The organism is Actinomadura sediminis, assembly GCF_042675525.1.
Taxonomy (GTDB): domain Bacteria; phylum Actinomycetota; class Actinomycetes; order Streptosporangiales; family Streptosporangiaceae; genus Spirillospora; species Spirillospora sediminis.
Window position 1 is genome coordinate 67,085 of sequence record NZ_JBHTJA010000013.1, and the last position, 13,918, is coordinate 81,002.

The 13,918-nt window shown below is 72.9% G+C and carries 12 protein-coding genes; 5 read left to right on the top strand and 7 right to left on the bottom strand.

Going from position 1 to position 13,918, the window contains the following annotated elements; genetic code table 11:
• Positions 1-12: 12 nt before the first annotated feature.
• The 3 genes from ACFQ11_RS10080 to ACFQ11_RS10090 all read right to left on the bottom strand — a co-directional run bounded on the left by ACFQ11_RS10080 (position 13) and on the right by ACFQ11_RS10090 (position 3,196).
• Positions 13-2,079 carry a M6 family metalloprotease domain-containing protein gene (locus ACFQ11_RS10080; protein ID WP_378297737.1) on the bottom strand — a complete coding sequence of 689 codons (2,067 nt, stop codon included), beginning with the start codon at positions 2,077-2,079 and terminating at the stop codon, positions 13-15.
• 129 nt (positions 2,080-2,208) lie between these two features.
• Positions 2,209-2,691, bottom strand: a complete 483-nt coding sequence (gene rraA / locus ACFQ11_RS10085; protein WP_378297738.1) for a ribonuclease E activity regulator RraA — start codon at positions 2,689-2,691, stop codon at positions 2,209-2,211.
• 10 nt (positions 2,692-2,701) lie between these two features.
• Positions 2,702-3,196 (bottom strand): Lrp/AsnC family transcriptional regulator, encoded by a 495-nt coding sequence (locus ACFQ11_RS10090; RefSeq protein ID WP_378297739.1) that lies wholly within the window; start codon positions 3,194-3,196, stop codon positions 2,702-2,704.
• Positions 3,197-3,381: 185 nt separating this feature from the next.
• Here ACFQ11_RS10090 and rocD point away from each other — a divergent pair, with 185 nt between their 5' ends.
• The 4 genes from rocD (at position 3,382) to ACFQ11_RS10110 (ending at position 8,129) form a co-directional block, all read left to right on the top strand.
• Positions 3,382-4,575 (top strand): ornithine--oxo-acid transaminase, encoded by a 1,194-nt coding sequence (rocD, locus tag ACFQ11_RS10095; protein WP_378297740.1) that lies wholly within the window; start codon positions 3,382-3,384, stop codon positions 4,573-4,575.
• 176 nt (positions 4,576-4,751) lie between these two features.
• Positions 4,752-5,798, top strand: coding sequence for an LCP family protein (locus ACFQ11_RS10100; protein ID WP_378297741.1), 1,047 nt, complete (start codon positions 4,752-4,754; stop codon positions 5,796-5,798).
• Positions 5,799-5,922: 124 nt separating this feature from the next.
• Entirely contained in the window at positions 5,923-6,510 is a 588-nt protein-coding gene (locus ACFQ11_RS10105) for a PadR family transcriptional regulator (RefSeq protein ID WP_378297742.1), read from the top strand.
• Positions 6,507-8,129 carry a DHA2 family efflux MFS transporter permease subunit gene (locus ACFQ11_RS10110; protein ID WP_378297743.1) on the top strand — a complete coding sequence of 541 codons (1,623 nt, stop codon included), beginning with the start codon at positions 6,507-6,509 and terminating at the stop codon, positions 8,127-8,129. Before ACFQ11_RS10105 ends, ACFQ11_RS10110 begins: the two co-directional genes overlap by 4 nt.
• On the opposite strand, the gene ACFQ11_RS10115 is transcribed toward ACFQ11_RS10110, so the two are convergent.
• The 4 genes from ACFQ11_RS10115 to ACFQ11_RS10130 form a co-directional block, all read right to left on the bottom strand.
• Positions 8,111-8,620 carry a flavin reductase family protein gene (locus ACFQ11_RS10115; protein ID WP_378297744.1) on the bottom strand — a complete coding sequence of 170 codons (510 nt, stop codon included), beginning with the start codon at positions 8,618-8,620 and terminating at the stop codon, positions 8,111-8,113. The two genes, ACFQ11_RS10110 and ACFQ11_RS10115, sit on opposite strands and share 19 nt — an antisense overlap.
• A 12-nt stretch (positions 8,621-8,632) precedes the next feature.
• Entirely contained in the window at positions 8,633-9,061 is a 429-nt protein-coding gene (locus ACFQ11_RS10120; RefSeq protein WP_378297745.1) for a DUF6113 family protein, read from the bottom strand.
• 22 nt (positions 9,062-9,083) lie between these two features.
• Positions 9,084-9,983, bottom strand: coding sequence for an N-acetyl-1-D-myo-inositol-2-amino-2-deoxy-alpha-D-glucopyranoside deacetylase (mshB, locus tag ACFQ11_RS10125; RefSeq protein ID WP_378297746.1), 900 nt, complete (start codon positions 9,981-9,983; stop codon positions 9,084-9,086).
• Positions 9,984-10,195: 212 nt separating this feature from the next.
• The gene (locus ACFQ11_RS10130; protein ID WP_378297747.1) at positions 10,196-11,656 is read right to left on the bottom strand and encodes a serine/threonine-protein kinase; all 1,461 of its coding nucleotides are present in this window, start codon (positions 11,654-11,656) and stop codon (positions 10,196-10,198) included.
• A gap of 179 nt (positions 11,657-11,835) precedes the next feature.
• Here ACFQ11_RS10130 and ACFQ11_RS10135 point away from each other — a divergent pair, with 179 nt between their 5' ends.
• Complete coding sequence (locus ACFQ11_RS10135; RefSeq protein WP_378297748.1) at positions 11,836-13,917, top strand: S9 family peptidase; 2,082 nt, start codon at positions 11,836-11,838, stop codon at positions 13,915-13,917.
• Position 13,918 lies beyond the last annotated feature (1 nt).

The following is a 13,918-nucleotide window of genomic DNA, read 5'->3' on the forward strand; positions in this document are numbered from 1 at the left end:
GGGAGGGGGACGTCAGCGAAGGCGGCACGTCCCGGAGTCGGACACGTTCGGGTCGCTCTCGGAGGTGCCGGTCAGCCGCAGCCTGGCCTTGCGCTCGGCGTCCGGGCCGGGCTTCGCCCACACCTCGACCCAGGTGCTGTGCCGGTCGCGGGCGGTGGCGAGCTCGTTCGGCAGCCGCACCTGCCAGCCGCCGCCGTCCACCGCGGCCGCCAGGCGGAACACGTCGGAGCCGTGGACGCCGGTGCCGCCCTTGCCCCGGTTGTGGACCTCCATCGTGCACTTCAGCCAGCCGCCGGCCTCGCGGCTCGCCTTGCCGGAGTCGACCTTGACGCCGCGCCGCCGCGGGGCGGCGTCGTCGAGGGACCGGATCCCGACCGTGTACGACAGGACGCCGTCCTCGTCGCGCTCGAGGTCGAGGACGTAGAAGTGCAGGCGGTTCGCCTCGTCGACGTACTCGAACTCGCTGCCGGAGTCCGTGCCCGCGTGGAAGAGGGCGTCCGAGAGCTGCCGGTAGTCGCCGATCGTCATCTTCTTCTTCGTCCCGTCCGGGAGGACGAAGTCGACCTTGTCGATGTCCTGCGGGTTCGCGTCCTTCACCCAGATGAACGGGGAGTCGTCCTCGTCCTTGGTCTTGGCCAGGAGGACGCCGGAGTCGGGGGTGAAGGAGTCGAAGCCCATGCGGTCGACGACCTCGACGGTGTAGTTGTCGTAGCCGCCGCCGTCGCACATCGGGTCGGTGCCGGTGTCGCACCCGGGGCTCTTGTCGCCGCCCGCGCCGAGCTTGAGGTTGACGCCCGCGAGGGCGTTCTCGCCCGGCTCGGCGGCGCGCGCGGTGATCTTCGCGACGACCATGCCCCGCGCGGCGAGCGTCTCGCGGTCGATCTGCAGGACCTTGGACGGGTCGACGATGCCGAGTTCGAGCTTGTTGCGCAGCATGTGCTGGGCGCCCATGGACGCGCCGGTCGCCGGGATGGTCCAGCGGGCGTGCGGGCCGCCCGGCCCGTTGAAGCTGCCGCGGCTCAGCATGTCCCACGGGCCGCTGAACGCGCGGCGCGGCGGGTCGCCGTACGGGTTGTTGTAGTTGTCGCCGATGCCCAGGATGTGGCTGAACTCGTGCGCGAACACGCCCATGCCGGAGCTCTCGGCCTGCGTGGAGCTGCCGCGGGTGGCGTTCGGCCAGATCGTCGAGCCGGCCTGCCAGGACGTCCAGGGGATGTAGCGGGTGTCGACCCAGTTCGGCAGCTTCGGGTCGTCCGGGCCCCACGGGTCCGGCACCTGCTCCTTCGTGCCGAACTTCATCTCGCCGAACTCCTGCCAGGTGGACGACTCATCCTGACCGGCGGAGAGGTAGAACACGAAGTCGAACTCCGCCGCCGTCTTCTCGCCGACGTCCGCGACCCACGCGGCGCGGGCGTCGGTGCGCAGGTCGCGGTTGCAGGTGTCGCCCTCGGGGCAGCCGTTGCCCTTCTGCATCCGGTCGTCGATGCCGTACTCGTGGTCCTTCGCGGGCATCCGGTAGGCGCCGAAGGCCGTGAGGTCGACCCCGTAGCGGCCACCGGAGTCCTCCATCCAGTACTCGTGGAGGGTGTGGCCGTGGTTGAGGTCCTGCGGCTTGTTCAGGAAGTTCTCGTAGAACTGGGCGACGTCCTCGCGCGGGACGTCGCCGACCAGGTTCGGGTTGCCGAAGACGGACGAGTTCTTCGGCTGCGTGACGACGAACGGCTGGTTCGGGTAGTCGACGAGGACGACCGCGCCCTTGAAGTTCTTGATGGACCCCTCGCGGGACGGGTCGGCCCACGAGGTCCCGGGGACGGACCTGTAGTCGTCCCAGGTCATCGTGTCGGGGAGCTCGTAGTTCTGCGGGTCGATGGGCCGCGGGCCGGCGGTCGCGGCGAACGTCCGCGGGGACGGCTCGGGACGCTGCCACGGCTGTGTCTGCGGCCAGTGCCGCATCTGCCACGGGTTCACTGCGGGTTCGGGTCCCGAGGGGCCCGGCTCCGCGGCGGCCGGGGCGGCCGCGAGGCCCGCGAGCAGCATCGCCGCGGCCGCGGGCACCACGAGAGCGTTCTTGGCGCGCATCTCACTCCTGTCGCACGGGGGTACTGCGACGGTAGATACGCGCGCTTCCAGGTCCTATGGAGGACTTAGACGATCTTGTCCGGTTCGTTCTGGCAGGTCGCGCCAGTGATCATGGCGCGTGCCCCGGCCTCAGCCGAGGACGTTCCGCGACGCGACGACGATGCCGTCCTCGTCGCTGTAGAGCCAGTCGCCGGGCCGGAACTCCGCGCCGCCGAACGTCACCGGGACGTCCACGTCCCCGGCGGCGTCCTTGGCGCTCTTGCGCGGGTTCGAGCCGAGCGCCTTCGCGCCGAGGTCGAGCCCGCGCAGCGCGGCGACGTCCCGCACCGCACCGTTGATCACCACGCCGGCCCAGCCGTGCTCGACCGCGGCGGCCGCGATCAGGTCGCCCATCAGCGCGGAGGCGAGCGAGCCGCCGCCGTCCACGACGAGCACCCGGCCCTCGCCGGGGGTGTTCAGCAGCTTCTTGACCAGGCCGTTGTCGCGGTGGCAGCGGACGGTCGAGACGGGCCCGGCGAACCGCGTGCGGCCCCCGTACTGGCGGAACTGCGTCTCGCAGCTGCGCAGCTCGTCCCCGAAGTCGTCGATGAGGTCAGCGGTCGCGAACTCCATGACCGGCAGCCTACTGTCCGGTAACCGCCGGTGTCCCGGCAGGGTCGGGACGGCCGGACGGCGCGTCGAACGGGTGCCCGATCAGCCGCGACAGGACGATCGACGTCTTCGTCGCGGTGATGTTGTCCTCCCGGCGGAGCCGCTCGAGCGTCTGCTCCAGGTGCTGGATGTCGCGGGCCCGCACGTGGACGAGCGCGCTGGCGTCCCCGCTGATCGTGTAGGCCGCGACGACCTCGGGGTGGCCGCGGACGCTCGAGTGGATCTCCTCGGGGGACGTCGCGCCGGTGCAGAAGATCTCGATGAACGCCTCGGTCGTCCAGCCGACGGCGGCCGGGTCGACGACGGCGGCGAAGCCGGTGATGACGCCGTCCGCGCGGAGCCGGTCGACGCGCCGCTTCACCGCCGGGGCCGACAGCCCGACCCGGTCGCCGATCTGCGCGTAGGAGGCGCGGCCGTCCTCGAGGAGGCGCGCAACGATCCGCCGGTCGATCTCGTCAAGACGCAACAAACAACACCCCCTAAGTCGGTTTTCGTCACTGGTCGGCGCTTGGTCCCGAACATACGCTGTGGAACGGACCGCCGGCCACCCGTCCCGTCCGGTCCTCCCCCCTCGGCACCGGGCCCGTCCCGTCCGGTGTTCAGCGTTGCCCCCGGCCCGACCGGCCGGGGCCCGAGCCCCGAAGGAGCGTCGTGACGCCGACCGAGAAGCTGCGGGCGCTGTCGGAAGAGCACAGCGCGCACAACTACCACCCGCTGCCGATCGCCGTCTCCACCGCCGAGGGCGCGTGGGTGACCGACGTCGAGGGGCGCCGCTACCTGGACATGCTGGCCGCGTACTCGGCCGTCAACTTCGGGCACCGCAACCCGCGCCTCACCGAGGCCGCGCGGCGGCAGCTCGACCGGGTGACGCTGGTCAGCCGCGCCTTCGACCACGACCAGTTCGGCCCGTTCGTGACCGAGCTCGCCGACCTGTGCGGCAAGGACATGGTGCTGCCGATGAACAGCGGCGCCGAGGCCGTCGAGACCGCGCTGAAGACCGCCCGCAAGTGGGGGTACGAGGTGCGGGGCGTCCCCGCCGACCGGGCGAACATCATCACGTTCGAGGGCAACTTCCACGGCCGGACGACCACGATCATCAGTTTCTCGACCGACCCGGACGCCCGCGACTCCTACGGCCCGTACACGCCCGGCTTCCGCACCGTCCCCTACGGCGACGTCGAGGCCCTCAAGGCGGCGATGGACGAGGAGACCGTCGGCGTGCTGGTCGAGCCGATCCAGGGCGAGGCCGGCGTGAACGTCCCCCCGAGCGGGTTCCTGCGCGCCGTCCGGGAGCTGTGCACGGCGAACGGCTCGCTGATGATCGCCGACGAGATCCAGTCGGGCCTCGGCCGCACCGGCACCACGTTCGCGGTCGAGCACGAGGACGTCGTCCCGGACGTGTACGTCCTCGGCAAGGCGCTCGGGGGCGGGATCATGCCGGTGTCGGCGGTCGTCGCGGACGCGGACGTCCTCGGCGTGTTCAAGCCCGGCCAGCACGGCTCGACGTTCGGCGGCAACCCGCTCGCGTGCGCCATCGGCCGCGAGGTCGTCGCGATGCTCCGGACGGGCGAGTACCAGGAACGCTCCAGGACGCTCGGCGCCCACATGCACGAGCGGCTCGGCGGGCTTTCGGGCGATCTCGTCCGCGAGGTGCGCGGCCGCGGGCTGTGGGCGGGCGTCGAGCTGCACGGGAAGGCCCGCCCGGTCAGCGAGCGGCTGATGGGGCTCGGCGTCCTCGCCAAGGAGACCCACGACACCACGCTCCGCCTCGCGCCGCCGCTGGTCATCGAACGCGCCGACCTGGACTGGGCGCTGGACCAGCTGGAGATCGCCCTCAAGGGCTGAGCACGGCGACCCGCTGAGCGGGGCACTCCCCATACGGGGCCGTCGCCGGTCAACGGCGCCCGGCGGCGGCCCATGGCCTTCCTCGGTCCCATCGGAAACCCCGGGATCGGCAAAGAGTCGGTTTTCGTCCGCATGCCGCGTCGGCGCGCGCGCGGCGCACGGCCCAGGGTGGCCCCATGCAGCCCACGCCGCCCCAGCAGGACGACACTGCGCAGGGAGCCCCCCAGACGGACGACAAGGACGCCGCGGGCACGAACCCGCGCGACCGGCGCCGGCGCCGCATCCTGATCGGCTGCGGCGGCGCGGCGCTCGTCCTGCTGCTGGCGGTCGTCGGCGGCGCGTACGCGCTGCAGCACTCCTACAACGGTCAGGTCGACCGGGTCGCGGGGGCGCTGCCGACGTCCGGCGACCGCCCGGCCGCCACCGGGCGCGGCGAGAACTGGCTGCTGATCGGCTCCGACCGGCGCGACGACATCCCGTCGATGGGCGCCCGCGCGGACGCGCTCATGATCGTCCACCTGGCGGAGAGCGGCGACCGGGTGTCGGTGGTGGCGATCCCGCGCGACAGCTGGGTGCCGATCCCCGGCCACGGCACCGACAAGATCAACGCGGCGTTCGCCTACGGCGGGCCGCGGCTGCTGATCCGCACGGTGGAGACCCTCACCGGCGTCCGGATCGACCACTACGCGGCCCTGGACTTCGGCGGCTTCGTGGAGATGACCGACGCGCTCGGCGGCGTGACCGTCACGATCACCCAGGACACCTACGACCCCAAGCACCAGCGCGCGTGGGAGGCCGGGACCCAGCACCTCGACGGGGTCGAGGCCCTCGACTTCGTCCGGCAGCGGGTGAACCTGCCGAACGGCGACCTGGACCGGATCAAGCGCCAGCAGGCGTTCCTGGAGGCCCTCGCGGGCAAGGCCCTCGACACCCGGAACCCCATCAAGATCGACCGGTTCATCCGGGCGGTCACCGGCGCGGTCACCGTGGACGAGACGGTGTCGGCGGCGACGCTGCGCAAGCTCGCGACGCGGCTGCTGGACGTCGGCACGCTGGAGTACGTGACCACGCCCGTCGACCGTCCCGCGGCCCGGGGCGACCAGAGCGTGATCCTGCTCGACCACGCCGGTGCGGCGGAGCTGTTCGCGGCCGTCCGCGAGGACCGGATCGGGGAGTACGTGGCCCGCCACGGCGGCTCGAACACCGTGGACGCCGTCCGCTGACAGGCGTTCGCCGACACGGCGTTCGCCGGGCGGACATGTCGGGTTTCTTCGATTCGCTCCCACGGTGCTCCGCGTTGGATTAGTCTGAGCGGACTAATTTGGACGAATCAATGAGGCACCGACCATGCCGAAACCGCTCACCGCGCCGGCGCTGACCGTGCTGCGGATGCTGTGCGACGGGCCCATGCACCCGTACGAGATGCAGCAGCGCATCCGCACCTGCCACTACGACGCCGCCGTCAAGATCACGCCCGGCTCGCTGTACCACACCGTCGACCGGCTCGCCGCCGCCGGACTCGTCGAGCCGCTCGAGACGTCCCGCGAGGGCCGCCGTCCCGAACGCACCGTCTACGCCGTCACCACCGCCGGACGGGACGCCGCCCACAACCGGCTCGCGGAACTGTTCGCCAAGCCGACCGAGGAGTTCCCGGCCCTCGGCACCGCGCTGGCGTTCGCGAACCTGCTCTCCCCCGCAGAGGTCGCGCGGCTGCTGCGCAGCCGCACCGTGGCCCTGGAGGCGCTCCTCGCCGCGAACGAGACCGCCTACGAGGCGCTGCGCAAGAACGGCCTCGAACGCTACAAGCTGCTCGACCAGGAGCTGACGATCGCGCGGGTGCGCGCCGAGCTCGACCACGTCCGCGCGCTCGCCGGCGACCTGGAGTCCGGCCGGATCGCCTGGACCGACTCCGACGCGACGAGGGGGACCGAGTGAGCAGGTGGCGCGGCAACCCGTGGGCGATCCTGCTCACCCTGTCCCTCGGCTTCTTCATGACGCTGCTCGACCTGACGATCGTGAACATCGCGATCCCGAGCATGATCGACAAGCTGGACGCCTCGCTGGACCAGGTCCTGTGGGTCGTCAACGCCTACATCCTCGTGCTCGCCGTCCTGCTGATCACCGCGGGCAGGCTCGGCGACCTGTGGGGCAAGAAGAACCTGTTCATCGCCGGCGTCGTGGTGTTCACGCTGGCCAGCCTCGTGTGCGGCGTCGCGCAGGACCCGGCGCAGCTGATCGCAGCCCGCGCCGTGCAGGGCCTCGGCGCCGCGCTGCTGATGCCGCAGACGATGTCGATCATCATCAACGTGTTCCCGCCGGAACGGCGCGGCGCGGCGCTCGGCGTCTGGGGCGCGGTCGCCGGGGTGTCCACGATCGCGGGACCGACCGTCGGCGGGCTGCTGGTCACCACCCTCGACTGGCGGTGGATCTTCTTCGTGAACCTGCCGATCGGGATCCTCGTGCTGGCGCTCGCGATCCCGATCCTGCCGCCGCACACCCCCGGCGTCCGGCACCGGTTCGACGTCCCGGGCGTGCTGCTCGCGTCCGCCGCGCTGTTCTGCTTCGTGTTCGCGCTCACCGAGGGCGAGAAGTTCGGGTGGGACGCGCGGATCTGGGGGCTCCTCGCCGCCGGGGCCGTCCTGTTCGCCGTGTTCGTGCTGCACCAGCGGGGACGGCAGGACCGCGAGCCGCTCGTGCCGTTCTCGCTGTTCCGCGACCGCAACTTCACGATCCTGAACCTGGTGGGCGCGGCCGTGTCCGTCGGCATGGTCGGGATGTTCCTGCCGATGACGATCTACCTGCAGTCCGTGCTGGAGTTCAGCGCGCTCAAGGCGGGGCTCGTCATGGCGCCGTCGTCGGTCGTGTCGATGTTCCTCGCCCCGTTCGCGGGCCGCCTGTCCGACCGCATCGGCGGCAAGTTCATCCTCATGACGGGCCTCACCCTCTACGCGCTCGGCATGCTGTGGCTGGTCGCCGTCGCGGACGTCGCCACGGACTGGACGGCGTTCATCGCGCCGCTCGTCCTCACCGGGCTCGGCGTCGGCGGCGTGTTCGCGCCGATGGCCACCGAGGCGACCCGCAACGTGCCGCCGCACCTGGCGGGCGCCGCCTCCGGCGTCAACAACACGATCCGGCAGATGGGCTCGGTGCTCGGCGGCGCCGCCGTCGGCGCGGTCATGCAGAACCGGCTCGCCGCCGCCCTGCAGGAGGAGGCGGCGCAGCGCGCCGCGGCACTGCCGCCGGACGCCCGCGCAGGGTTCGTCGACGGCTTCGCGAACGCCGCCGAGGGCGGCCTTGAGGTCGGCGCCGGCCAGACCGGCGCCCACCAGGCGCCCGCCGGTCTCCCGCCGGACGTCGCCGGACGCGTCCAGGACCTCGCCGCGCAGGTGTTCGGGCACGGGTTCACCGACGCGATGGTCCCCACGGTGGCCGTGCCGATCGCCGTCGTCCTGCTCGGCGCCGCCGCCTGCCTCGGCGTGAAGGGGCACCGCCGCGCCGCCGCGCCCGCCGCGGCGTCCGAGACCGTCCCGGCCGGTCAGTCCAGGGTGCGGTAGGCGCCCTCATAGAAGATCAGCGGGCGCCCCTCCGGATCCGGGACGTCCAGGCCGACGACCTCCCCGACCACGATGGTGTGATCACCGCCGTCGTGGACGGCGTGGGTCCGGCACTCGACGGCCGCCACGGCCCGCGACAGGATCGGCGTGCCGGTCGCGGGCCCGCGCGTGTGCGCCCAGCCCAGCAGCTGCCCGTCCAGCGTCCGGCCCCGCGTCGCGAACCACTGCGACGCGTCCCGCATGTCCTCGGGCAGCACCGACACCGCCCACCGGCCCGTCTCCAGCACCACGTCGTGGAACCGCGCGAGCTTCTCCGCGCAGAACATCACCAGCAGCGGCTCCAGCGACACCGACGTGAACGCGTTCACGGTCATCGCGTGGTCGGCGCCGTCGGCGGACACCGTCGTCACGATCGCCACGCCGGTCGCGAACCGGCCCACCACCGCACGGAACAGCGCCGGATCGACGCCCTCGCCACGTTCATCGCCCACAGCGTCAGCACCCTACCCGCGGGTACGGGCGGCGCCCCTCAGCAGCCACTGCCCCGACCGCCCGGACGGCGGGACCCGCATCACCCCGAACACCGCCGCCAGCAGGCCCCCGATGATGTACACGTAGCCCGCGATCGTCGCCGGCACCACCAGATCGCCCTCCGGACGCTGCAGCGACATCACGAACACCACGATCAGCCACAGGAACGCGGGGATCACCGCGCCCGTCCGTCCGCCCATCCCCCAGCCCGCGGACCGCACCAGCGCGAACAGCACCACGACGAGCACGATCGACGCGACCGGGACCCCGCGCACCGTCCAGTCCTGGACGAACGAGCCGACGAGCCCGTACACGGCGCCGAGCACCGCGAGCATCACGTACGCCAGGGCGGACACGACCGCCTCGGCCGGCGACTCGGTCTCGGTCTCGTCGTTCTCCACGGGCGCCAGGGTATCCAGCGGGTCAGCCCGCCGCGTCCGCGAGCCCGGCGAACAGGTCCCGCTCCCGGCGGCCCGGCCCGAGCGGCCCCGGCTCGCCCGCCTGCAGGATGAAGTACTCGGTGCCGAACGCCTGCTGCCCCAGGTTGTTCGACAGCGCGAAGAACGGCCCCACCTGCTCGGGCGCCACCACGATCTGCGTCCGGTGCGCCCGCAGCGCCGCGAGCTTCGCCGGCAGGTGCGCCCGCGCGTCCACGACCGTGGTGACCTGGTCGTCCGGGACGCCCGATCCCAGCTCGTCGAGACCCGCCACGCGCGCGAACGGCAGCCGCGCCTCCCGCATCACCGCGATCGCCCGCGCCAGCACCGTGCGCGGCGTCGCGTACGCGTAGAACTTCGCGGCCCGCCACGGCTCGGCGCCGTCCTCGTGGGCGGGGTCGGCCGCCAGCTCGAACGCGCGCCACGCCACCCGGTGCGCCTGGATGTGGTCCGGATGCCCGTAGTTGCCGCGCTCGTCATAGGTGACGATCACGTGCGGCCGGACCTCCCGGACGACCTTCGCCAGTTCGGCGCCCGCCTCGTCCACGTCCGCGCGCCAGAAGCTCCGCGGGTGGTCGTTCGCCGCGGTGCCCATCATCCCCGAGTCGCGCCACCGCCCCGGCCCGCCCAGGTACCGGTGGTCGGTCACCCCGAGCGCCGCGCACGCCTCCGCGAGTTCCCCGATCCGGTACTCGCCGAGGCGATCCTCCTTGTCGGGCGCCAGATGGCGCAGCTCCTCCGGGATCACCTCGCCCTCCTCACCGAGCGTGCAGGTGACGAGACAGACGTGGGCGCCCTCGGCGGCGTATTTGGCCATGGTCGCCCCGGTCCCGATGGACTCGTCGTCCGGATGGGCATGGACGAACAGGATCCGCGGCTCCTTCATGGGTAATGAGCCTACTCAGCCCGCGCCCCACCGGCGATGACCGCCCTCCATCGGACCCCGAATCCACGGATCCGCCACCGCGCGGACGTGCTCCCCGCGCCCCGGGAACGCCGGAACCCCGCCCGGCACGAGCCGGACGGGGTCACAGGCGTTCCGTTCGAACCCTCACCAGGCCGGACGACGATCAGTCGGGGCCCGTCAGTCGGGGCCCGTCAGTTGGGGCCCAGGCCGCCGCCTCCGCCGCCGCCACCGCCGCCCGTCGGGGTGTCGTTGGGCGTCGGCGTGTTGCTCGGCGGAGGGTCGGTCGGCGGGTTGTCGTCGTCATCGTCGCCTGCGCCGCCACCGCCGCCGCCGGTGCCGCCGCTGGGCGTCGGAGCCTGGGAGGTCTGCGGGGCCTCGGAGGTCCGCGGTGCCTCGGACGTCCGGGGCGCCTCGGTGGTCGGCTCCTCGCTGAAGGTGGGCTCCTGCTGCGTCGGCTCGTCCGTGGTGGGCGTATCCGACACCTCGGAGGTCGTCGGCTGGACCGGGAGGTTCGTCTCGCCGTCGCCGCCGCGGCTCGCCATGAAGACGCCCACGATGACGGCGAGCATCGCGATGACGGCGACGCCCGCGACGATCGGGGCCTTGGAGCGGCGCTCGGGCTCGAAGTCGTCGTAGTCGTCGTAGTGCGGGCCGCCGCGGTGCGCGCCGGTGTAGCCCTGGGCGGGCGGGAGGTCGCCGGTGTAGTCGGCGGGCGAGACGCGGTGGGCGCCCATCGCGCCCATGCCCGCGACGCCCATGCCCGCGGCCAGGGTGGAGCCCTCGGCGAGCATCGACGTCGCCTGCGTCGGGTCGTCCATGCGGGTCTGGCCCGCCGCCATCGGGGTGTTCGGGTTCGCGCCGCCGATGAGGGTCATCATCAGCTGCTGGGCCGTCGGGCGCTGGGCGGGCTCCTTGGCCAGGCACGCGGAGATCATGGGGTGCAGGTCCCGCGGGACGCCCTCGAGGGACGGGGGCTCGTGCATGACCCGGTTGATGACCGCGACGACCGTGTCGTCGCCGAACGGGGGGCGCCCGGTCGCGGCGAACACCATCGTGGTCGCCCACGCCCAGACGTCCACGGCCTCGGTGAGGGTCGCGCCCGCGACCTGCTCGGGGGCCATGTAGGACGGGGTGCCGATCGCCTTCGTCGCGTTCGTCTGGCCGGTGTCGAGGGCCCGCGCGATACCGAAGTCGATCACGCGGGGGCCGTCCGGGGCCATGATGACGTTGTGCGGCTTGAAGTCGCGGTGGACGATGCCGGCCTGGTGGATCGCGGTGAGGGCGGTGAGCGTGCCGATCGCGAGCCGCTCGAGGGCGGCGCCGGTGATGGGGCCGCTCTCCGTCACCTGCTTGTACAGGGACGGGCCGGGCACGTACTCGCTCGCGATGTACGGCTGATCGCCCACGACGTCGGCCTCGAGGACCTGCGCCGTGCAGAACCGCGCGACCTGCTTGGCGGCCTGGGCCTCGCGGACGAACCGGTTCCGGGCCGAGGCGTCCGCGGCCAGGTCGGTCCGCAGCAGCTTGATCGCGGCCTGGTTCCCGGAGGCGTCGACGCCGAGGTAGACCACCCCCTGGCCGCCCTCGCCGAGGCGCTCGACCACCTCGTACGAGCCCAGCCGCCGGGGATCCCCCGGCTGCAGCTCCGACATTGACCTCTCCTCACCGCCCGCGACGACAACAAGTGCTTGGGGAAGCTTTGAGCTTACGCGAGCGAGGACCCGGGAAGGGGTCGTTAACCGCCCACGAGGCGACGACCCGTGATCATAGGGGTGCGCGGGGCACGCGCGCCGTCACTTCTCCAACGATCAGGCTGGCAGACTCGATTCCCATGAGCATCAGCTATCCGCGGCAGAGCGCCCGCACCCGACGCTTCTCCCTCGGCGTCCCGCGCGCCTTCCAGATCGCCCCGGACGAGTCGCGCGTCGTGTTCCTGCGCACCCGGGCCGGCGACGACCCCGTCACCTGCCTGTGGACGCTGGACGTGACGACGGGCGAGGAGCGGCTCGTCGCCGACCCCGCCGCGCTGGACGTGCCCGGCGAGGAGGACCTGCCCGCGGCGGAGCGGGCGCGCCGGGAACGGGCCCGCGAGCAGGCCGGAGGCATCGTCGGGTACGCCGTCGACCGGGACGTGCGGCGGGCGGTGTTCACGCTCGGCGGGCAGTTGTACGTCGCCGACCTGCTCGGCGGGGAGGTGCGGGAGCTGCCCGCGGCGGCGCCGGTGTTCGACCCGCGGCCGGACCCGGCCGGGCGGCGCGTCGCGTACGTGTCGGGCCGCACCCTGCGGGTGATCGAGATGGACGGGAGCGACGACCGGGCGCTCGTCCGTCCGGAGTCGGAGCAGGTGTCGTACGGGCTCGCGGAGTTCGTCGCGGCCGAGGAGATGGGCCGGATGCGCGGCCACTGGTGGTCACCGGACGGCGGGACGGTGCTGGCGGCGCGGGTCGACGAGACGCCGGTGCAGCGCTGGCACATCGCCGACCCGGCGAACCCGGACGCGCCGCCCGCGGAGATCGCCTACCCGGCCGCCGGGACCCCGAACGCGCTGGTCTCGCTGGTGCTGCTGAAGGTGGACGGCGGGCGGCTGGCGGTCGCGTGGGACCGCGGCGAGTTCCCGTACGTGGTGAACGCGACGTGGGACCGGCACGGCCTGCTGATCGTGGTGCAGCCGCGCGACCAGCGGTCCCAGCGGGTGCTGCGGGTGGACCCGTCCAACGGGGAGACGTCGCTGCTGCACAACGAGCACGACCCGGTGTGGACGGAGATCGTGCCGGGGCTGCCCGCGCGGACGGGCGCCGGCGAACTCGTGTGGGTCACCGAGGACCGGACGACCGACACGCGGCGGATCACGATCGGCGGGGAGCCGGTGACGCCGGGCGGGCTGCAGGTGCGGTCGATCCTCGGGGTCGAGGGCGACTCGATCCTGTTCACCGCGTCGGAGGAGCCCACGGAGGTGCACCTCTACTCCCTCGACGGCGGCGACGTGACGAGAATCACGCAGGGCCGGGGGGTTTTCGGGGGCGTCAGGTCCGGCGCGGTGACGGTCGTGACGGGTGCGCGGCTGGACCGTCCGGGGTCGGAGATCGAGGTCCGCGGCCCCGCCGGGACCCATCCGGTCGCGTCGTTCGCCGAGACGCCGGTGATCACGCCGCGGGTCGAGCTGATCCGCGCCGGGGACCGGGAGGTCCGCACGGCGGTGCTGCTGCCGACCGGGTGGGAGCCCGGCCACGGCCGGCTGCCGGTCCTGATGGACCCCTACGGCGGCCCGCACGCGCAGCGCGTCCTCGCCGTCCAGCGGGCGTACTGCGAGGCGCAGTGGCTCGCCGACCAGGGCTTCGCCGTCGTCGTCGCGGACGGGCGCGGGACGCCCGGGCGCGGGCCCGCGTGGGAGCGCGCGGTGCGCGGTGACTTCGTCGAGCCCGTCCTGGAGGACCAGATCGCCGCGCTGATCGAGGCGGCGCGGCTGCACCCGGCCGCGTTCGACCTCGACCGGGTCGGCGTCCGCGGCTGGTCGTTCGGCGGATGGCTCGCGGGACTGGCCGTCCTCAAGCGCCCGGACGTGTTCCACGCGGGCATCGCGGGCGCGCCCGTCACCGACTGGAAGCTGTACGACACCCACTACACCGAGCGGTACCTGGGCCACCCCGACGAGGAGCCGGAGAACTACGCGGCGAACTCCCTCGTCGAGATGGCCGGGAAGCTGGAGCGCCCGCTGATGATCATTCACGGGCTCGCGGACGACAACGTGGTCGCGGCGCACACGCTGCGGCTGTCGTCGGCGCTCCTCGCGGCGGGCCGCCCGCACACGGTGCTGCCGCTGTCGGGCGTCACGCACATGACCCCGCAGGAGGTCGTCGCGGAGAACCTCCTGCACCTCCAGGTCGACTGGCTCAAGAACGCCCTGGCGAGGTAAA

Coding starts and splice junctions, on each gene's coding strand:
- ACFQ11_RS10135 (WP_378297748.1), top strand. CDS start 11,836: ATGAGCATCAGCTATCCGCGGCAGAGCGCCCGCACCCGACGCTTCTCC.
- ACFQ11_RS10105 (WP_378297742.1), top strand. CDS start 5,923: ATGCCGAAACCGCTCACCGCGCCGGCGCTGACCGTGCTGCGGATGCTG.
- ACFQ11_RS10100 (WP_378297741.1), top strand. CDS start 4,752: ATGCAGCCCACGCCGCCCCAGCAGGACGACACTGCGCAGGGAGCCCCC.
- rraA (WP_378297738.1), bottom strand. CDS start 2,691: ATGGAGTTCGCGACCGCTGACCTCATCGACGACTTCGGGGACGAGCTG.
- ACFQ11_RS10130 (WP_378297747.1), bottom strand. CDS start 11,656: ATGTCGGAGCTGCAGCCGGGGGATCCCCGGCGGCTGGGCTCGTACGAG.
- mshB (WP_378297746.1), bottom strand. CDS start 9,983: ATGAAGGAGCCGCGGATCCTGTTCGTCCATGCCCATCCGGACGACGAG.
- ACFQ11_RS10080 (WP_378297737.1), bottom strand. CDS start 2,079: ATGCGCGCCAAGAACGCTCTCGTGGTGCCCGCGGCCGCGGCGATGCTG.